We start from the raw sequence: 18,594 nt of genomic DNA on the forward strand, positions 1-18,594 counted from the left end.
TTCAGGCTCTCCTCAGGTAGTTCGGCCCGCTGGTGCCGTAGAACTTGTTGACGTCGCGCGCTCCGGAACGTTCCTTGGAGACGAGCGTGCCAGCGGTGATCATGGACTTGCCGGTCAGCCGGGCCGCGTCGAGCGTCCTGGCGCGCAGGAGCCTGGCCATGGGGTCGTCGCCGTACTCGTCGAGCGCCTCGGCCAGCGTGTCCCGCAGCAGCGCGGCGGCCCGGTCGTGCGGCAGCGCGCCGAACGCCACGGCGGCTGCCGCCAGGTGCAGCGTGATGGTCACGAAGACGTCGGCCAGGGCGTGGGGGTCGTCGTTCAGCATGCGCTCGTCGGCGAACTCCGGCACCGCGACCCCGGCGGCCCGCAGCCGCGACGGGGAGGCCAGCAGCCCATCGTTGTCCTTGACCAGCAGCTTGAGCCGGTCGCCCTGGAAGAGCAGGGCCAGGTTCTGCTGGTGCGCCTCGAGCGCGACGCCGTAGCGGACGAACAGCCGTACGTTCCACCGCAGCAGCAACCGCAGGTAGCCGGGCAGCACGTCGCCCAGCTCGGCGAGCACGCCGGGGGCGGCCAGCGCGGCGACCGGCACGATCTTCCCTTCGGGCAGCCGCCGCACCATCCAGGCGAGGTACTCGTGCCCGGCGTCCGCGTACGTCTGCTCGTCGGCGAGCACCACGTCGGGGCCGGCCAGCTCCCGCAGCAGCAGTTCGGCCCTGGCGCCGTCGGCGAGCGTGCCGGGCTTGATCGAGCGCCGGTTCCTGGCACCCAGGGTGCTGATGGGCAGCGGCAGCTTGAGATGCAGGCGCGGGCCGACCTCGACGGTCCGCATGGACAGCGTCGGCCGCACGGTCACGGCCGCCTCGTCCAGCAGCCGCACCCCGCCGACCTTTCGCACCTCGTCCACGGCCAGCGGATGCACGGGAAACAGCACCTCATCGGCCTCCGCGAGGCCGCGTGCCTTCGCGAGGCCGGTCGCCTGATCCGGCGGCGCCGCGTCGGCGGGAAGGCACACGGCGGAGCCCTGCGCGAGCGCACGGCGTGGAACCGCCGCCCACCGCAGCTCGAACGACCCCCCGAACTCCGGCGCGTACGCCACCAGCTCGGCCTCCGACAACCCCACCCGAGCCCGGGACGTCGGATAGACGGGGTGATCCACAGAGGCGGCCAGCATCTCGTACGAGGGCCCCGGCACCGAGCCCTTCCGCTCGTCGAACAACTCCAGCGCCGCCAGCGCGGCCACACACTCCTCGAAGAAGGCCGCGACCCCCTCGGAGTCCTCCGGCGCCGAGACCTCGACCAGCGTCTCCAGCACCTGCTCCAGCCCCAGCCGCTCGTCGGCGGCCACCACGAAGTCCTGGAACAACACCCCGGGAGAGAGCCGCACCCACCGCCCATCGGCGAGCGACAGCCCCACCCCGTCCTTGGTCCGGGTGACGCGGGAGGCCACCCCGCCGTAGTCCTCGCGCAACAGGGCATTCAGCACGCGAGCGGCCAGGTAGGCCTCCCGCGACCTCATTCGACCACCCACGGCCGCGCGGCCTGGAACTCCTCGACCGCGGCGTCCACCCGCTCCCGGGAGGGCCCGACGGCCCGCACCACGCCGAGGTAGTCGCGATTGGTCCGGGTCAGGGTGACGACCTCGCCCACGGCCCGCAGCGGCCGGTGCCACAGCCGCACGTCGTCCAGGACCGCGGACTCGTGCCCGGGCGCGCTCTTGATCACCCCGGCCCGATCCGCGACCACGCTGACCGCAGCCCCGAATCGGGAAATCTCCGGAACGGCGGGCACCGACCTCCCGAGATGCACCCCCAGGATCCACTCGAACACCGGCACCCCGAGCACGTCCCCCAGGAGGAAGTCGCAGTGATCGCCGATCACCCGGTAGTTCACCTCGACGATCCGCGGCCCGCCGGTCGTGACCACGTACTCGGTGTGACAGGCCCCGAACCCGACCCCCAGCGCCCGCAACGCCGCCAGCACGTGCTCCTGGGACCCATCGGAAGGAGCCCAGTCGAGCCGCTCCTCGACGAAGTACGGCAACGCCCCCAGCGTCGTCTCGAACCCGCCGAGCACCCGCGGCCCGCTCTCGTCCCCCAGCGTCTCCAGCGTCCGCAGCGGCCCTTCGAGGTACTCCTCCACGACCAGCGCCTCGCCGGGCCGCCGCCGCCTGATCTCGGCCACGGCCCGCTCCAGGCCGCTCTCGACCAGCATGACGTCCTCGCTGGCCACCCCCTCGCGGGGCTTGAGCACCACGGGGTACGGCACCTGCGTAGGCACCGGATCGCCGGGCCCGAGCCGTACGGAGAAGACCTGCTCGACCCCCGCCTCCATCAGCCTGCGCCGCATCAGGAACTTGTTCTTCGCCGCCGCGCACGCCCGCCAGTCCTTGCCCGGCAGCCCGAAATAGGCGGCGGCCAGCGCGGTCTCGGTCTGCAGGTGGTCGGAGTTGGAGAAGATCGCGTCCGGCCTGCCGAGGTGCTCGATCGTGTCGATCAGCGCGCGCGGGTCCCGTACGTCGCACAGCACCGCGGACGGATGTCGCTCCGGCCGGTCGGTGAGGATCGTCACCTCGCACCCCAGCGCCCGCGCCGCCGGCAGGAAGCCGTCCGTCACGGAATCGGTTGGTTTGAGCGCGGTCAGGTAGAGCCGCAACGCGAAGGCACCCCCGAAGAATCAGGTAAGGCTAACCTAACCGTCGAATCTTAGCCCCACAGAGATCACTACGGTGCGCGGATACCGTAAACACCGGCTAACTGCGAGGTCATAGGATGACAGGGGACTCAGGAGGGGGCGGCACCAGTGGAGACCGCGGAAGAGCAACTCATCGGCCCGCTACTGCTTGCGCGGGGGACCATCGACCGATCCTCGGCCTTGCGCGCCGACGATCGGTGGCTGGAGCGGGCCTGGGCAGATCCCGCGACCAAGGTGCTGGTCATCGACAACGGTCACACGCTCGTGCGGCGGGTGGGTGACGAGGTGCAGGCGGTGCTGTTCACGCCCGCCGACGCGCCCCCCGGGCAGCGCTACCTCCTGGGGGTCGAGGAGGGCGTCGCCTACTTCGCCGTGGCCGCGCCGCTGCCCGGCCTGCCCAAGGGCGACGTCAACGGCCGCGTGACGATCCCGATGTCCCTGCGCGACACGCCCGAGGGCGAGCCGGTGGCCGCCGGGCTGCGCCAGGTCGGCGGCCTGCTCGGCGACCGCGACGCGGGCCTGCTGGTCTACGCCGTCGCGCTGGAGGCCTGGCACGCCACCCACGAGTTCTGCCCCCGCTGCGGCTCGCGCACCGACGTGCAGGCCGGCGGTCACATCCGGGTCTGCCCGAAGGACTCCAGCCAGCACTTCCCGCGCGTCGACCCCGCCGTGATCATGCTGGTCCGCGACGAGGCCGACCGCTGCCTGCTGGCCCGCGGGCCGCAGTGGCCGCAGGGGCGGCTGTCGATCCTGGCGGGGTTCGTGGAACCGGGGGAGTCGCTGGAGGCGGCCGTCGTGCGCGAGGTGGCCGAGGAGGTCGGCATCGCCGTCACCAGCCCGCGCTACCTCGGCAGCCAGCCCTGGCCGTTCCCGCGCAGCCTCATGCTGGGCTTCTTCGCCGAGGCCGTGACCACCACGCTCACCCCCGACGCCGAGGAGATCGCCGAGGCGCGCTGGTTCTCCAGGCAGGAGCTGGCGCGGGCGCTGGAGTCGGGCGAGCTGCGCCTGCCGCCTCCCGTCTCGATCGCCCGCCGCCTGATCGAGACCTGGTACGGCGGCGAGCTGACCGGCGACTGGTGAGCCTCAGGCGGCTTCGAGCAGAGCCTTGACCTCGCGGGCGGAGGGGTTCGTCCGGACGACGCGCCCCTTGGGCGTCTCGATCACGACGGTCGGCACGACCTGGTTGCCGTTGTTGACGCTCATCACGAACTCCGCCGCCGACGGGTCACGCTCGATGTCGATGTCGTCGAAGCTGATGCCCTCGCGGGTGAGCTGGGCCTTGAGCCGCTTACAAGGGCCGCACCACGTGGTGCTGTAGACCGTGAGCGCCATCTTGGGACATCCCTCCAAGGTCAGGAAACAGGCGATCCGTGCAACAACGCGCAGTGCCCGTCTAATCCCGGATTACCCGATCCGGGCGGCGATCCACGCCTGCACCCGCTCGGCCACGCCCGGCTCCCGGTAGAGCGGCGAGCTGTGGTTGGTGCCCGGCTGCGTGAACACCGACACCTGAACCCCCACCTGCCCGAGCATCTGCTTGAGCAACTGGCTCTGCACCGGCGGCACGAACTCGTTCTCGGAGTGGATGGTCAGCATCGGGGCGTCCTTGCGGCTGGCGTGCCAGGCCACCTCCATGCTCGCCCACACCCGCGAGCACTTGCCCTTGGGCGCGCAGCCGCCGGCCAGCTTGATCGCGGCCGTGCGGAGCTTGCGCTTGTTGGCGTCGGTGGCCTTCTCTCCGTCGGAGTACGCGCGCAGTGGCGAGATGATCGGCGAGAGCCCCACCACGCCCTTGAGCCCGCCGATGCCGTCGCCGTACGTGCCCACGGCCGCCGCGATGTGCCCGCCGGCGGAGAAACCCATGAGCACGTAGTTGTTCGGGTCGAAGGCGTACCGGTCGGCGTGCTTGCGCGCCGCGGCGATCGCGGCCAGCGCGTCGGTGCGCTGCGCGGGCCACGCCGCGTCGCCCGACAGGCGGTAGTTGAGGTTGAAGACGGTGTAGCCCAGCTCGGCGTAGCTGCGGGTGATCTCCCTCATGTACTTCTTGTCGCCGCTGGACCACCAGCCGCCGTGAATGAGGAAGATCCCCGGCCGCTGCTGGCCGTCGGGCGTCCACCAGATGTCCATGCTCTGACGCTTGTGCGAGCCGTACTGGACGGTCTCCACCGACAACCCGCTGGTGCCCTCGGCGTCTACGGGGGTGTCCGCCGTGGGAGCTGGGGCCGGCTCCATGGACGCGCTCGCGGCGACGGGTGTGAGCGCGACGGCAGCGAGCGCCAGAGCGCTCACGGAAACCGCAGTTCGCACGGCCTTCCTTTCCCCCATGCACATGGTCGGGCCCCATTGTGGGGGAAAAGACCAGTTCTTTGCATCTTGTTGACTACTAGCTTACGAACATACGTCGGCCCCGCATGTTGCCAGAATAAAGTGGTTCTCCGCCAGCGGCTGGGAGGATACACAGGTGAACGACGCGGACGACGTACTGATCGGACTCGACCCCGAGCAGCGCGCTGTCGCCGAGGCCGTGCGCGGGCCGGTGTGCGTGCTGGCCGGCGCGGGGACGGGCAAGACCAGGGCGATCACCCACCGCATCGCGTACGCGGTGCGCAGCGGCGTGGTCGACGCGCAGAGCGTCCTGGCTGTGACGTTCACCACGCGCGCGGCGGGAGAGCTGCGCCAGCGCCTGCGCGCGCTCGGTGCGCCCGGGGTGCAGGCCCGCACGTTCCACGCCGCGGCGCTGCGCCAGCTCACCTTCTTCTGGCCGCGCGTGATCGGCGGCGCGGCTCCGTCGGTCATCGAGTCCAAGCTGCCCGTCCTGGGTGAGGCGTGCCGCAGCCTGCGGCTCACCCCCGAGCGCTCGGAGCTGCGCGACATCGCCTCCGAGGTGGAGTGGGCCAAGGTCACGCAGATCGGCCCGGAGGACTACGTGGCGGCCGCCACGAAGTACCACCGCACGCCACCGATCCCGGCCGAGCAGCTCAGCCGCGTCTACGAGGCCTACGAGCGGATCAGGCGCGAGCGCCACCTCGTCGACTTCGAGACCATCCTGGAGCTGACCGCGGCCGTGATGACCGAGCACCAGGAGGTGGCGGCGCAGATCCGCCAGCAGTACCGCTACTTCGTGGTCGACGAGTACCAGGACGTCAACCCGCTGCAGAAGCTGCTGCTCGACACCTGGCTCGGCGGCCGCGACGACCTCTGCGTGGTCGGCGACCCCAACCAGACGATCTACTCCTTCACCGGCGCCAGCCCGCGCTACCTGACCGGGTTCGGGGTGGAGCATCCGAACGCCTCCGTCATCAAGCTCGTCCGCGACTACCGCTCCACCCCGCAGGTCGTCGACCTGGCCAACCTGGTGATCGCCAAGGGCCGGTCGCCGCACCGCCTGGAGCTGGTCGCCCAGCGGCCCGACGGGCCCAAGCCGGCCTTCACCGAGTACGACGACGAGCCCGCCGAGGCCGCCGGAGTGGCCAGGGCCATCAGGAAGCTGCTCGACAAGGGGGTTCCGTCGCGCGAGATCGCCGTGCTGTTCCGGGTCAACTCCCAGTCGGAGTCGTACGAGGAGGCCCTGACCAAGGCGGAGATCCCATACGTGTTGCGCGGCGCCGAGCGGTTCTTCGAACGCCCCGAGATCCGCCAGGCGGTCGTGCTGCTGCGCGGCGCGGCCCGTTCCGCCTCCGGCGAGCCCCTCGCCTCCGAGGTCCACCACATCCTGGGCGGCATCGGCCTGACCCCCGCGCCTCCCGGCGGAGGCAAGGCCAGGGAGAAGTGGGAGTCGCTCAAGGCGCTGGCCGACCTGGCCGAGGACATGGCGGCGGACGGGGCCGACCTGCCCGCGTACGTCGCCGAGCTGGAGCGCCGCGCCTCCGAGCAGCACGCGCCGCCCGTCGAGGGCGTCACGCTGGCCTCGCTGCACGCCGCCAAGGGCCTGGAGTGGGACGCCGTCTTCCTCGTCGGGGTCACCGACGGCATGCTGCCCATCATCTACGCGGAGACCCCCGAACAGATCGAGGAGGAGCGCCGCCTGCTCTACGTCGGCATCACGCGTGCCAGGGAGCACCTGTCGATCTCCTGGGCCCTGGCCCGCGCGCCGGGAGGCCGCAAGAGCCGCCGCCCGTCCCGCTTCCTCGACGGGCTCACCGGCCGCGCCTCGTCCCCGCCGCGCATGGCGCCGTCCGCCCGCGAGCGCCGCCAGGTGGCCGCGCCGGTGAGCTGCCGCGTGTGCGCGAAGACGCTGGTGAACGCCGCCGAGCAGAAGCTGGGCCGCTGCTCGGCCTGCCCGGCCGACTACGACGAGGCGCTGCTCGAACGGCTGAAGTCGTGGCGCACGGCCACGGCCAAGGAGGGCAAGGTGCCGCCGTACGTCATCTTCACCGACGTGACGCTGCAGGCCATCGCCGAGCGCGCGCCGGTCACCGAGCAGGAGCTGCTGTCGATCGCCGGGGTCGGCAGGGTCAAGCTCGACCGGTACGGCGAGGCCGTCCTGTCCCTGTGCCGGGGTTCGTAACGGAGCCGAAACCCGGCGAGGGCATCATCGGACAAACCAGCCCCCCTCATGGGGTGGAATGGACGACACGCCAAACTTGTCCCAGGGACCGGTAACCATGAGGGGGAACGTGTCCCGAGGAGCGGTGACCACGAAGGGGACGGACACGTGAACTCGGCGCTGAAGGAGCTCCTGGATCTGCTCGACCTGGAGCAGATCGAGCTCGACATCTTCCGCGGCAGGAGCCCGGAAGAGCGCATCCAGCGTGTCTTCGGCGGCCAGGTGGCGGCGCAGGCCCTGGTGGCGGCCGGCCGCACGGTCCCCAAGGACCGGAACGTGCACTCGTTGCACGCCTACTTCATCCGCCCCGGCGACCCGTCCATCCCGATCGTCTACAACGTCGAGCGGCTGCGTGACGGGCGATCGTTCACCACCCGGCGCGTGGTGGCCGTCCAGCACGGCAAGGCGATCTTCACGATGTCCGCCTCGTTCCACGTCTTCGAGGAGGGGGTCTCGCACCAGGCCTCGGTGATGCCCTCGGTTCCCGAGCCGGAGACGCTGCCGACGTTCCAGGACCGGATGTACGAGCTCGTCGGCGACCACCCGGAGCTGCGCGAGTGGTTCACCCGCCCCCGGCCGGTGGACGCGCGCTACGCCTCGCCGCTCACGTGGGAGGCGTTCCAGAACCCCGAGCTGCGCAGCCCGCAGACGAACGTGTGGTTCCGCTACCACGCCGACCTGCCCGACGACCCGCTCCTGCACGTGGTGCTGGCCGCGTACGCCTCGGACTTCACGCTGGTCGACACGATACTGCTGGCCCACGGCATGGCCTGGGGCGCCTCGAACGTCATGGGGGCCTCGCTCGACCACGCCATGTGGTTCCACCGCCCCTTCAGGGCCGACGACTGGCTGCTCTATGCTCAGGAGTCACCGTGGTCGGCGGGGGCCCGGGGGCTCGCGCGGGGTGAGATGTACACCGCGTCGGGTGACCTCGTGGTATCAGTCGTCCAGGAAGCCATGATTCGCCTCACGAAATAGGCGAAATCGCAGGTAGAAAATATGTTGCCCCTTCCCGGGTTCCCGGTTTAGGGTCATGGTCAAGCGAGTCGGACAGCTCTGTTCGACGACCCAGAGAGTGGAGGTGAGTCCAGGTGATCAGCATTCAGATGTCGGCCACGCAGTGGCTCGCCTTCGCATGCCGTGACTCGGTGAGGCTCGCCGATGGGCCAGCCAAGCTGCGGCAGGAGAAGTCTGCCCGTAGCCAGGCCGCCGCCTTCTACGCGCACGCCCACGCCGGCGTGGCCGCCGCGCAAGGCGCTCCTGTCTACAAGGGACGTATCGAACTGCCGGCCAACCAGCTCACCAAGGGTGGACTGTGCGGTCCGCAACCCTGGAGGGATGCTCCGGTCATAACCTGACCGGCAAACAGCAGCCCCCCAGGCCGCGGATCCGCACACAGGATCCGCGGCCTTCTTGTTTGTCCGTGATCCTCCGACCACCTATGAGGTGCCCGACTAAAGATCAAAGATCGATCGAAGGAGAAAGCAGATGGGGGCGAAGACGATCATGGACCTGATCGACGAAGCCAAGATCCCCTGTCGTACCGACCCTGACCTGTGGTTCGCCGAGTCGCCGGAGGACGTCGAGTTCGCCAAGGCACTCTGCGGCGGCTGCCCGATCCAGAAGGCCTGCCTGGCCCGCGCGCTCGAGCGCGAGGAGCCGTGGGGGGTCTGGGGCGGCGAGCTGATCCTCAGGGGGACCGTCGTTCCCCGCAAGCGGCCGCGTGGGCGTCCTCGTAAGCACCCGGTCGCTGCCTGACCATCACCATCCCGCACCTACGAACCAGAAAGCGAACAAGCGAATGATCACTCGACCGAGCAGGAGCAGAGCAGTGCCGGATCTCATCCATGACCTGGTCAATGACCGAATACAAACCCTCCACCGAGAGGCGGAGGAGCAACGCCTCATCCTGCGCGTCTCGCGCGTGCAGCGGGCGCGGCGGGAGGTCAAGCGGGCGAACGACCGCCTTCGCCAGGCCTTGAGCCGTCAGATCTGACCCGGGAGATCCTGCCGCCGGCGCAGGATCTCCCGGCCAGATCCTTCCTGAGAGCCGGGCGCAACCAGCGCCCGGCTCTTTCCCTTGCCCCTCCCCTCATGTCCCCGCCACACACCCCGCGGCCCGGGCCGCCGTCGCACAACGCGCCGACTCCGCCACACGAAGGGGTCTGCCGTACGCGCCCGCTTCCCGCCAACGACGTGAGCTGTAGCTGGCGATGGCGCTTGCTTCACGGCGCGGGCTGTTGCGGCCGATGCCCCTCGCATCACGGCCCGGGCTGTCGCGCGCGACAGTCTCCGCTTCATGGCGTGGGTTGTCGCAGGCGATGGCCCGTGCCTCATGGCGTGGGTTGTCGCAGGCGATGGCCCGTGCCTCATGGCGTGGGTTGTCGCAGGCGATGGCCCGTGCCTCGTGACGTCGGCTGTTGCACGCGATGGCCCGTGCCTCATGGCGTCGGCTGTTGCACGCGACTGACTGCCGAACACGTCAGAGAAGCCCGGCACCCTGCCGCGCCATCAGCCGGCGGGACTCGCTCCTCGTTGCCGGCCCACCGCCACCATCGGCTCCTCCTCCGCGCCCCAGAGCCGCACCGCCATCCACGCGACCCCGACCGCCGCCATCACCAGCCCGGCCAGGTAGACCGGCTCCGGCACCAGGTTCCGCAGCGACCCGGGCACCATGCCCGCCGCGTAGAGCACCACGTCCACCACGGGCATGCCCCCGCTCCTGATCACCGCCGCGCTGAACGTGAGCACCCCCACCAGCAGAACGGCCGACGTGACCAGAAACGCCCGCCCGGTCCCACCGGCCAGCAGCCCGCTCACGGTGCCACCCCCGAGGTAGGGAAAGACGAAGTGCAGCGTGTACTCGACCGCGAACGCCCCGGCCAGCCCGGCCGAGTTGAGCACGTACCCGACGAGCCCGAGCGCCCCGGCGTTGGCGCGGACGAGCAGGTAGATGCCGGTGATCGCGAGTAAGCCGGTCAGCGCCGCGAACGGTGCGATGGCATGGGTGAACGCCGTCTCGGGCAACACCCCGCCCCGCCGGGCGGCGTTGACGACGAGCAGCCCAGCGCAGACGAACCCCGCCACTGCCGCGACCCGTTGAACACTCATGGACGAATCCCCTTCCCTCGATCCTGGAAGTCCGCCCTCCGGCACCAGCCACTTCGCACCCGGTCCATTAGGCGATAACGCTCGTTATGATGCGCGTTATCGCCCGCTATGGTGAGAGGGTGCCGAGAGCCGTAAGCACCCCGAAAGAACTCGGCGCACTGCGCCAGGACCTCCTGGACGCGGCCATGCGCATCCTGCGCGAACAAGGCGCGCCCCACCTGACCCTCCGCCGCGTCGCGGACGCCGCCGCCACCTCCACCATGGGCATCTACACCTGCTTCGGCGGCCGAGCCGGCCTGCTGGAGGCCATCTACGAGCACGGCTCCCACCTCCTCCACGAGGCGATGACCAGCTCCCTGAACGGCCACGCGGACCCGCTGGCCAGGATCATGGCGGTGGCGTACGGCTACAGGCGGTTCGCCCTGACCGACCCGGCCCTGTACGCGCTGATGTTCGAGCGCCCGCTCCCCGACTTCGACCCTTCACCGGAACAACGCACCGACGCTCTCCGCCGCTGCTTCGGCCTGCTCGTCGAGGCCACCACGGCGGCCACCCAAGCCGGTCTCGTCCGATCCTCGAACCCGGAGCGCTCGGCCTACCTCGTGTGGACCACGATCCACGGCCTCGTCAGCATCGAGCTCACCTGCTCGCTCCGCACCCCGCTGCCCGGCTGGTTCCTGAACTCGCCGGAGGAAGGCGAGCGCGTCCTCACCGACGGCATCCGGGCCCTGCTCGCCGGCCTCACCTGATCAAGGGCGAGCTCGGCCGGCGAAAAATGCGCTGGCTGGTAGGACACGTGCGAGCGTGAGCCCTACCAGCCAGCCAACGAGCCGCCCACCGCCTGTCACCCATGAGGCCCGTGCGGAAGATCGAAAGCCTGATGGGGACGCTGCCGGCGAACAGCTCTGCCAAACCGCCGATCACGCGTGCGGCCGACTCGCGATCACGACAGGAACCACGAGAGCGCGCACTCCATGACGGCGTCATGCACTCAGGGAGAAGTGAGACAACGCACAGCGCTCAGCTCGACAGGCACGCCCTTGAGGGACGGATCAACCGTGGTCGTCACCTCACCCGCACGAGAGGCCAGGCACTCCCCGGCGCGGACCGGGTCCACGACGGCGCTCGCAGCGGGGGAGGTCGCGAACACCCCTACGGTGATCAGGGCAGCGGCCGTCAACAGGCGCGCGGATCGGTGCATCTGCATCCTCCCAAGAGAGAGTAACGGTTTGCACGCGTATAATTACACAGTGTAGTTGTCGCTCAACAGTACCTTCCACCAACTCCGGCCCTGCCGCCGAGTTTCCCCGCACGCCGCTGCCCAACGTACGGGTGCCGGTCGGTGCCGACTCGCTCAGCAGGCGGACGTCGACCGGTTGTCCGGCCGCCCAGCGCGCGGGTGCCGACCGGTGCCCACTCGTTCGTTGGACGGGGTGCTGCTGGTCGTGCAGCGTGAGGGGGCCGGCCGGTGCCCACCCACTCGGTGGGCGAGGTGTTGACCGTTTGTCCGGCTGCGCAGCGAGCAGGTGTCGACCGTTTGTCCATCCGCGCAGCGGGCGGGGGCCGATCGTTGTTCAGCCGCTCGGCCGCTCGGCCGCTCGGCCGCTCAGGGCGGCGTTCAGCCGTTCAGCCGTTCAGTCGCTCGGCCCGCTCAGGTGTTCAGCCGTTCAGTCGCTCGGCCCGCTCAGGTGTTCAGTCGTTCGGTCGCTCGGCCGCCGCTCGGCCGCCGCTCGGCCGCTCAGGCGTTCAGCCGCCCAGCCCGCTTGGCCGCCCAGCCCGCTTGGCCGTTCGGCCGCTTGGCTGGGTTGGCCGTTCGGCCGGGGCGCCACTTGGCTTGTCAGCCGATCGGCAGTGGCTGGTCGTCTGGGTCGTCGGCGAAGCCTGGCACCCAGCGGATCACCTCGTCCCGGAAGCGCGCCGTGGTGCCGAGCTGGCAGAGCACACCGACGCCCGCCGCGTGGACGCGGTGGATGAGGACGTACGACGGTGGCAGGTTGAGCTGCCGGACCACGTTGGTGGGGCGGAGGTCGGCGACGCTGGCCGCCTGAGCCTGGAGCCACTCCCGGCTGAACGTGAACTCCTCCACCGCCGTCGGCTCCACGTACGGGGCGAGGAAGGCACGCAGCGCGTCGGGGTCGATCTCGAAGTCCTGGCGGATGAACCCCTCCTCGCGCAGGCCCGCCATGACGGTCTCCATGTCGCCCTGATTGAAGATGCGGGTGAGCTGGCCGAAGGCCTTGGGATAGCCGCCGGGCAGCCGGTTGACAGCGCCGAAGTCGAGCACGCCCAGCTTGCCGTTGGCGAGCATGCGGAAGTTGCCGGGGTGCGGGTCTGCGTGGAGCATGCCCACCCGGGCGGGGGAGCAGAAAAGGAAACGCACGAAGAGCAGGCCGGCGTGGTCGCGCTGCTCCTTGGTGCCGTCGGAGATGATGCGCGACAGCGGCGTGCCTTCCATCCACTCGGTGACCAGCACCATCTCGTTGGCGGCCACCACGTCGGGGACGTGGAAGTCGGGATCCTCGTGGAACTCGAGGGCGAAGGCGTGCTGGGCCTCGGCCTCCCGCAGGTAGTCGAGCTCCTCCGCGATCCGCTCGCGCAGCTCGCTCAGCAGGGCCTTCATGTCGAGCCCCGGAAGCAGCGCGCCGAACAGCTTGCCCAGCCGGGCGAGCTGGGAGAAGTCGCCGAGCAGGGCCTTGCCCGCCCCCGGATACTGGATCTTGACGGCCACCTCCCTGCCGTCGTGCCACACGGCCTTGTGCACCTGGCCGATCGAGGCCGCCGCCGTCGGCTGGTCGTCGAACGACAGGAAGTGCTCCCGCCAGCCGTCACCCAGCTGCTGCGCCAGAACCTTGTGCACCGTCGACACGGGCAGCGGCGGGGCGGACTCCTGGAGCTTGGTCAGCGTGGCGCGATAGGGGCCGGCGATCTCCTGCGGCAGCGCCGCCTCGAAGATGGACAGCGCCTGCCCCAGCTTCATGGCGCCGCCCTTGAGCTCGCCGAGCACCTTGAAGACCTGCTCGGCGGTGCGCTGCTGGACCTCCTGGGCCACCATTTCCGCAGACTTGCCCCCGATGCGCTTGCCCAGGCCAAGGGCGGCGCGACCGGCGAAGCTGAGTGGAAGGGTGGCCAGTTTGGCCGAACGCGTGACAGCACGGCGCGGAAGATCGCTCACACTGATGCGCGGAACCTCTGCGAGATACCGCTTCCCCCCTTCGTGGTCGTTCTGAGCACGTCAGTCGCGGTCAGGTGCCATGACCATTCTTAGCGAATATGGATTGTTTCGCATACAACGACATTGGGGGTGGGCCTTCCAGGAGCGCCTTTTCCAGCGCCAATCAGGGGTTACGTCCATTGTGCCGTTGGTCACAGCGGGCTCCTTGCCGTCGAGAAAGGCAAGCGCATGGCCTACCACCTGCGCCGCGACGACGGTCGCGAGGGCGACGTCACAGGCGATCTCGCCCGGCGGATACCCGCCCAGCCGGGCCGTGACGATCGGCCAGTACGGGTCGCGATCGCGCCGCGTCAGATCGAGACAGTGCAGGCACGCCGTGTCGCCCGGCAGGACCAGCGGGCCCACGGTCCCGTGCCCTTCGAAGGCGGACGCCAGGAGGTGAGGGATGCGCAGGGAGTCGAGGTCGTTGACCAGCAACATGTCCAGCGGGCCGACCGGGGCCAGGATGACGAGGTCGGGCCGGTCCGACTTGTCCCCGAGAAACGACCCACCGGCCACCGCCTTGACGGTCGGCCGGCACCGCTCCTCCACCCCGCCCCGCTCCCTCTCCCCACGCTGTTCGGCGGACTGGGCGCTGGAGGGGACACCTCTGCCGGCATGACGTGAAGGGCTGGCAGGGCGGGTGCCGCTGGTGTCGCGTGGAGGAGCAGTGGTGCGGGCGCTCTGTGTGGATGCCGTGCGGGCGCTTTGTGTGGATGCCGTGCGCGCGTTTTGTGCGGATGCTGTTCGGGCGCTTCGTGGGGACGTGGCGCCTGTGCCCGGCCGCGCGGCCAAGCCGGCGGGCTGGGCGCTGGAGGCGCCGCCCGCGTTTTGCGGAGGGGTGCCAGCGCGCGCGCTTGGTGGGGGAACGGTCCCGGTGCTCCGCGGCCGCGGCGACGTGGCGGCCTGAGGGCTGGAGGAGGCTCCGGTGCCCGTATCGCGCGAAGGAGTGCCGGTGCCCGCATTGCCTGGCGCGGTGCTGGTGCTGGTGCTGGTGCTGCCGTTGCCCGCGTCGCGTCGTGGAGGGGTGCTGGTGCGGGCATCGCCACCGGTGGCGCGTGGGAGGGAGGTGGGCCGGGGAGGTGTGGCGCTGGTCGTGGCCGTTCCCGTGGCTCTGGTGGATGGCCTGCTGTTGGTCCGGGTGGGACGGAGGGGTGTGGAGGTCCGGGGAGAGCCGGGCGTGTCGGGGCCGTCAGTGGGGTTGGGGAGGGGGTCAGGCAGGACGCCGGCCGCGTCGAGGGCCTCCCTGTACTCGGCCGCGGTGGGCTCGTCGGTCTCCAGGGGCGGCAGGCCGGCCGACGTGAGCCGTCTGGCGACCGCCACGGCGCCGGCCTCGCGGGGCATGCCCACCTCCGCCCAGGTGAGGCCGCCAGGGGTGATGTCCTGCGGCCGCGTCTCGTCCGGGTCGAGGACCCGGATGTGGCCCACGCCGGCGGCGGCGAGCAGGGCGACGACCTGGGCCCCGATGCGGCCGGCGCCGTAGACCCGCACGCGTGACCTCCTGCGGCGCTCGAAGAGGGCGATCATGCCGTCGGGGGCGGTGGAGCCGAGATCGAGGGCGTTGAGCTCGGGTCTGAGACGGTCTCGCTCCGCCAGGGGGAGGTCGCGGAGGGAGCCAGGGCCGGTGGCGGCGTCGTGGAGCGCGCCCTGGGCGGCGAGCTGGTCGAGCAGGGAACGGGCGCGGAACTCGTCAAGACCCGCGAGGGCCGCCTCGCGCAGGACGGTCTCCAGGTCGCGGGTGCCGTCGAGGCCCTCGACCCACTCCCGGACGGGTTGGGTCAGGCCGCTCAGCATGACCGCGCGGAGGGGATGCGTGCCGAGTTGCAGGGTGCGCTCGTCGCGGAGGATGTGCCGCAGGGTGGGCTTCACACGTGGCCTCATGGCGGGAAAGGCTTCCATGCCCGAGCAAGATCCCGAGCGGGTTCCGCGGCGGCTGTGGATAACTTCGGAAACGAGGCTCGCCCCTGTGGACGGAGTAATGATCAGCGAGGACGGATCCACCCGGTCATATGGGGAATCAGCGGTCGCCGACGTGATTACCGGACCATTGATCGTCAACTCCGCGTCCGGCGAAGGTGAAGGCGAAGGAGTCCACGTTACGCTTCCCCGCATGAACGAGCTCTCAGTTGATCGCAAAGACGACGGAGTCGTACTGATCACCCTCAACCGCCCCGACATGCGCAACGCCATGACCGACACCATGACGGCCGAATGGCGCGAGACCATGACCGGCCTGGCCACCGACCGGGACGCCCGCTGCCTGATCGTCACGGGCGCGGGAACCGCCTTCTCCTCCGGCGGCGACCTGTCGTGGATCGGCGAGCGTGGCGCCGAGGCCGTGCCCCCGCTGCGCGAGCGCATGCTGGCCTTCTACCGCACCTGGTTGATGATCACGGAGCTCGAGATCCCCACCGTCGCCGCCGTCAACGGCCCGGCGGTGGGAGCGGGCCTGTGCGTGGCGCTGGCCTGCGACCTCGTGTACGCCGCCGACGACGCCAAGCTGCTGGCCCCGTTCACGTCCCTGGGCCTGCACCCGGGCATGGCGGCCACGTACCTGCTGCCGAGGAGGGCGCCGGGTCTGGCCCGCGAGATGCTGCTGGCGGGCCGCACTGTGTCCGGGAAGGAAGCGGCAGATAAAGGCCTAGTAAATCAAAGTTTCCCCAAAAATGACCTAATGTCGGAAGTGACCGGCATCGCCACGAAGATCGCCCAGAACGCTCCCATTGCCACGAGGCTCACCAAAGTAGCCCTCGGCCAAGGCCATCAAGACCTGGAAGCCGCTCTGAGGTGGGAATCCTTGGCCCAGCCCGTGACCATGGCCTCCGCCGACATGATCGAGGGCCTGTCCGCGCATCGGGAAAGGCGCATGCCCAAATTCACCGGCTCTTAATCATCTGACCAGCAGAAACAACGTCCACCCTCTGTGGAATTTCGCGAGTCTCGGCTACCGTGCATATGTGCCCCCCGAGACAGTCGAGGTTCGTCGCAGTTCTCGTCGCCGGCGTACGGTGTCCGCATACCGCGACGGCGACAAGACGATCGTGCTCCTGCCCGCCTGGCTGAGCGGCGAAGACGCGGATGAATGGGTGAGCCGGATGCTGGATCGGCTGGCCGCCAAGGAGCGCCGACGAAGGCCGACCGACGAGGCGCTGCTGGAGCGGGCCAAGGAGCTGTCGGCGAAGTACCTGAACGGCGAGCCCGACCCCGTCAGCGTGCGCTGGGTCGACAACCAGCAGCACCGGTGGGGCTCGTGCACCCCCGAGACCGGCACGATCCGCATCTCCACCAGGCTCAAGGGCCTGCCCGAATGGGTCATCAACTACGTGATCATCCACGAGCTCGTGCACCTGCTGGTGCCCAGCCACGGGGCCAAGTTCTGGGCGCTGGTAGAACAGTATCCGAAGGCGGAGCGGGCCCGCGGGTTCCTGGAGGGATTCTCCGCCGCGGCCCACATGGCACCGGAGGAGTGTTGACGCGCATCGCCGCGGTCCTGGTACGACAGAGCATGGCGCAGGCCGCGCCCCCCGGCGTCGATCCGGGAGACTTCCTGGAGGCGGTGGCGGAGGACACGTACGAGATCGTCGCGGGCCTGGAGCTCGTCACCCCTGTCCTGATCACCAGCGTCCCCGGCCTTGACACCATCGTCTGGCCCGGCACCGAGGTGATCACCATCGCCGAGGACGAGCCGCTCAGGCACATCCTCACCCGCCTCGACGCCGATCAGGCCGCCGTCGTCAGCGCCGACGCCCCCGACATGCCGCCCCTGCTCATCGGCAAGCTGTTCAGGGAGCTCGGCAGGGCGGAGATCACGATCTGCCCGGCGGAGAACGGCGGCGCCGTGGCCATGGCCTGCGCGCTCCCGGTACCTGCCTGGGCGGACCCCGACCTCGACGCGCACGACGTGGTCAAGGAGCTGCGCGCCCAGGCGCCAGGCCCGCGCAGGGTCGCCACCACCCCGGGCTGGCACCGCCTGCGCACGCCCCAGGACGTCGAGCGCCTCGACCCCGGCCTCGAAGGCTGGGACAACACCAGGGCCCTGGTCAGGGCACGATGAGCTCGGCCAGCACGGCCCGGTGGTCGGTGCCCGGCACGTCGCGCACGCTGACCTCGCGCACCCCGACCCGCTGATCCACCAGCACGTGATCGATCGTGATGAGCGGCGGCACCCGCTTGTTCGCCGGCCACGTGGGGATCAGCCCGGCCCCCACCTGATCGGCCGCGTCCTTGTAACCCCGTGACAGCAGCCCCCGCATGGCGGCGTGGTCGAGCGAGGCGTTGAAGTCGCCCGCGATGATCCTGATCCGGTCGGGGGAGGCCGAGGGGAAGGCCGCGAGCGCCGCGTTCCAGTCACTGACGTGCGGCCCCAGCGGCGGGAACGGGTGCGCGTCGATGAACTCGATCGGCTTGCCGCCCGGCAGCGAGATCGTCGCCGCGGGCATCTGGTGCCCGACGGGCGGCATGACGTTCCAGAGCGCCTCGACCGGATGCCTGGAGTAGATCCCGCTGCCGCCGGCGCTCCACTCGTCCTGCAGCACGCGGTGCGACATGACGTCCTTGAGCCCCGCCGCGTCGAGGTCGGCGACCGCGCCAGGGGTCAGCTCCTGCGTGCTCAGCACGTCGGGCCGGAACTCCCGCACCAGCTTCATGATCGTCGCGATGTCGGCCCTGCCGAACAGCATGTTGATCGTCATGACCCTGAACGGCCTGCCGGTGGTCGCCTCGGCGCTGCCCAGCGCCCTGGGCAGCACGCTGAAGCCGAGCGCCGTGGCCGACAGCAGCGCGACGACGGTCGCGGCCCGCCTGCGCCCGGCCGCCGCGATCAGGAGGGGGACGAGCGAGCCCGCCGCGGCGTACGGTGTCGCGGTCATGAGCTGCGTGGGCAGCGACCCCCGCTCCAGCCCGGCCACCCTGGCCACCGCCCAGGCGGCGAACGGGCTGACCGCGACCCAGGTCAGCGCCGTTGCCGGAAACTTCCTGCGCTTGCGTACGGGTGTCACGATCGTGCCGCCGACGGCAGAAGTCTCCACGCAGGCCCCCT

18 protein-coding genes are annotated in these 18,594 nt (G+C 70.3%); 10 read left to right on the plus strand and 8 right to left on the minus strand.

The genetic code is table 11. The features are described 5' to 3' along the window. Position 1 precedes the first annotated feature (1 nt). Together AB0I79_RS25995 and AB0I79_RS26000 are read right to left on the minus strand one after the other, a co-directional pair. Entirely contained in the window at positions 2–1,513 is a 1,512-nt protein-coding gene (locus AB0I79_RS25995; protein ID WP_357877341.1) for an IucA/IucC family protein, read from the minus strand. Further along, positions 1,510–2,649: a siderophore biosynthesis protein gene (locus AB0I79_RS26000; RefSeq protein ID WP_357877344.1), complete on the minus strand. Its 1,140-nt coding sequence runs from the start codon at positions 2,647–2,649 to the stop codon at positions 1,510–1,512. The genes AB0I79_RS25995 and AB0I79_RS26000 overlap by 4 nt, the downstream gene beginning before the upstream one ends. Positions 2,650–2,796: 147 nt before the next feature. On the opposite strand from AB0I79_RS26000, the gene nudC reads away from it, so the two are divergent. Next, a complete protein-coding gene (nudC, locus tag AB0I79_RS26005; protein WP_357877347.1) occupies positions 2,797–3,768 on the plus strand; it encodes an NAD(+) diphosphatase in 972 nt (323 codons plus the stop codon). A gap of 3 nt (positions 3,769–3,771) precedes the next feature. Here the strand turns inward: nudC and AB0I79_RS26010 are convergent, their stop codons facing one another. Further along, positions 3,772–4,020, minus strand: a complete 249-nt coding sequence (locus AB0I79_RS26010; protein WP_357877350.1) for a mycoredoxin — start codon at positions 4,018–4,020, stop codon at positions 3,772–3,774. Between the two features lie 72 nt (positions 4,021–4,092). Then, positions 4,093–4,995 carry an alpha/beta hydrolase gene (locus AB0I79_RS26015; protein ID WP_357877353.1) on the minus strand — a complete coding sequence of 301 codons (903 nt, stop codon included), beginning with the start codon at positions 4,993–4,995 and terminating at the stop codon, positions 4,093–4,095. Between the two features lie 154 nt (positions 4,996–5,149). Between AB0I79_RS26015 and AB0I79_RS26020 the strand changes: the two genes are divergently transcribed. The 5 genes from AB0I79_RS26020 (at position 5,150) to AB0I79_RS26040 (ending at position 9,230) form a co-directional block, all read left to right on the plus strand. Next, positions 5,150–7,195 (plus strand): ATP-dependent DNA helicase UvrD2, encoded by a 2,046-nt coding sequence (locus tag AB0I79_RS26020; RefSeq protein WP_357877356.1) that lies wholly within the window; start codon positions 5,150–5,152, stop codon positions 7,193–7,195. Positions 7,196–7,342: 147 nt separating this feature from the next. Beyond that, positions 7,343–8,212, plus strand: coding sequence for an acyl-CoA thioesterase II (tesB, locus tag AB0I79_RS26025; RefSeq protein ID WP_357877359.1), 870 nt, complete (start codon positions 7,343–7,345; stop codon positions 8,210–8,212). A 113-nt stretch (positions 8,213–8,325) separates the two neighbouring features. Next, positions 8,326–8,592 (plus strand): hypothetical protein, encoded by a 267-nt coding sequence (locus AB0I79_RS26030; RefSeq protein WP_357877362.1) that lies wholly within the window; start codon positions 8,326–8,328, stop codon positions 8,590–8,592. A gap of 130 nt (positions 8,593–8,722) precedes the next feature. Continuing rightward, positions 8,723–8,992 (plus strand): WhiB family transcriptional regulator, encoded by a 270-nt coding sequence (locus AB0I79_RS26035; protein WP_103964555.1) that lies wholly within the window; start codon positions 8,723–8,725, stop codon positions 8,990–8,992. Between the two features lie 73 nt (positions 8,993–9,065). After that, positions 9,066–9,230: a hypothetical protein gene (locus tag AB0I79_RS26040; RefSeq protein WP_357877365.1), complete on the plus strand. Its 165-nt coding sequence runs from the start codon at positions 9,066–9,068 to the stop codon at positions 9,228–9,230. 515 nt (positions 9,231–9,745) lie between these two features. Here the strand turns inward: AB0I79_RS26040 and AB0I79_RS26045 are convergent. Next, positions 9,746–10,345, minus strand: coding sequence for a hypothetical protein (locus AB0I79_RS26045; RefSeq protein ID WP_357877368.1), 600 nt, complete (start codon positions 10,343–10,345; stop codon positions 9,746–9,748). A gap of 119 nt (positions 10,346–10,464) precedes the next feature. Here AB0I79_RS26045 and AB0I79_RS26050 point away from each other — a divergent pair, with 119 nt between their 5' ends. Next, the gene (locus AB0I79_RS26050; RefSeq protein ID WP_357877371.1) at positions 10,465–11,094 is read left to right on the plus strand and encodes a TetR/AcrR family transcriptional regulator; all 630 of its coding nucleotides are present in this window, start codon (positions 10,465–10,467) and stop codon (positions 11,092–11,094) included. 1,088 nt (positions 11,095–12,182) lie between these two features. Here AB0I79_RS26050 and AB0I79_RS26055 read toward each other — a convergent pair. Together AB0I79_RS26055 and AB0I79_RS26060 are read right to left on the minus strand one after the other, a co-directional pair. Next, positions 12,183–13,517: an AarF/UbiB family protein gene (locus AB0I79_RS26055; protein WP_357877374.1), complete on the minus strand. Its 1,335-nt coding sequence runs from the start codon at positions 13,515–13,517 to the stop codon at positions 12,183–12,185. Positions 13,518–13,577: 60 nt separating this feature from the next. Next, complete coding sequence (locus tag AB0I79_RS26060) at positions 13,578–15,437, minus strand: ThiF family adenylyltransferase (protein ID WP_357877377.1); 1,860 nt, start codon at positions 15,435–15,437, stop codon at positions 13,578–13,580. A 97-nt stretch (positions 15,438–15,534) separates the two neighbouring features. On the opposite strand from AB0I79_RS26060, the gene AB0I79_RS26065 reads away from it, so the two are divergent. From AB0I79_RS26065 to AB0I79_RS26075, 3 genes are all read left to right on the plus strand, one after another. Beyond that, a complete protein-coding gene (locus AB0I79_RS26065; protein WP_357877380.1) occupies positions 15,535–16,446 on the plus strand; it encodes an enoyl-CoA hydratase-related protein in 912 nt (303 codons plus the stop codon). A gap of 67 nt (positions 16,447–16,513) precedes the next feature. Further along, positions 16,514–17,029 carry a M48 family metallopeptidase gene (locus AB0I79_RS26070; RefSeq protein WP_357877383.1) on the plus strand — a complete coding sequence of 172 codons (516 nt, stop codon included), beginning with the start codon at positions 16,514–16,516 and terminating at the stop codon, positions 17,027–17,029. After that, positions 17,026–17,610, plus strand: a complete 585-nt coding sequence (locus AB0I79_RS26075; RefSeq protein WP_357877386.1) for a hypothetical protein — start codon at positions 17,026–17,028, stop codon at positions 17,608–17,610. The genes AB0I79_RS26070 and AB0I79_RS26075 overlap by 4 nt, the downstream gene beginning before the upstream one ends. On the opposite strand, the gene AB0I79_RS26080 is transcribed toward AB0I79_RS26075, so the two are convergent. Continuing rightward, positions 17,597–18,583: an endonuclease/exonuclease/phosphatase family protein gene (locus tag AB0I79_RS26080; protein ID WP_357877389.1), complete on the minus strand. Its 987-nt coding sequence runs from the start codon at positions 18,581–18,583 to the stop codon at positions 17,597–17,599. The genes AB0I79_RS26075 and AB0I79_RS26080 overlap by 14 nt on opposite strands. Between the last annotated feature and the right edge of the window lie 11 nt (positions 18,584–18,594).

Origin of the sequence: Nonomuraea sp. NPDC050202, assembly GCF_040656115.1 — a bacterium.
Lineage (GTDB): Bacteria > Actinomycetota > Actinomycetes > Streptosporangiales > Streptosporangiaceae > Nonomuraea.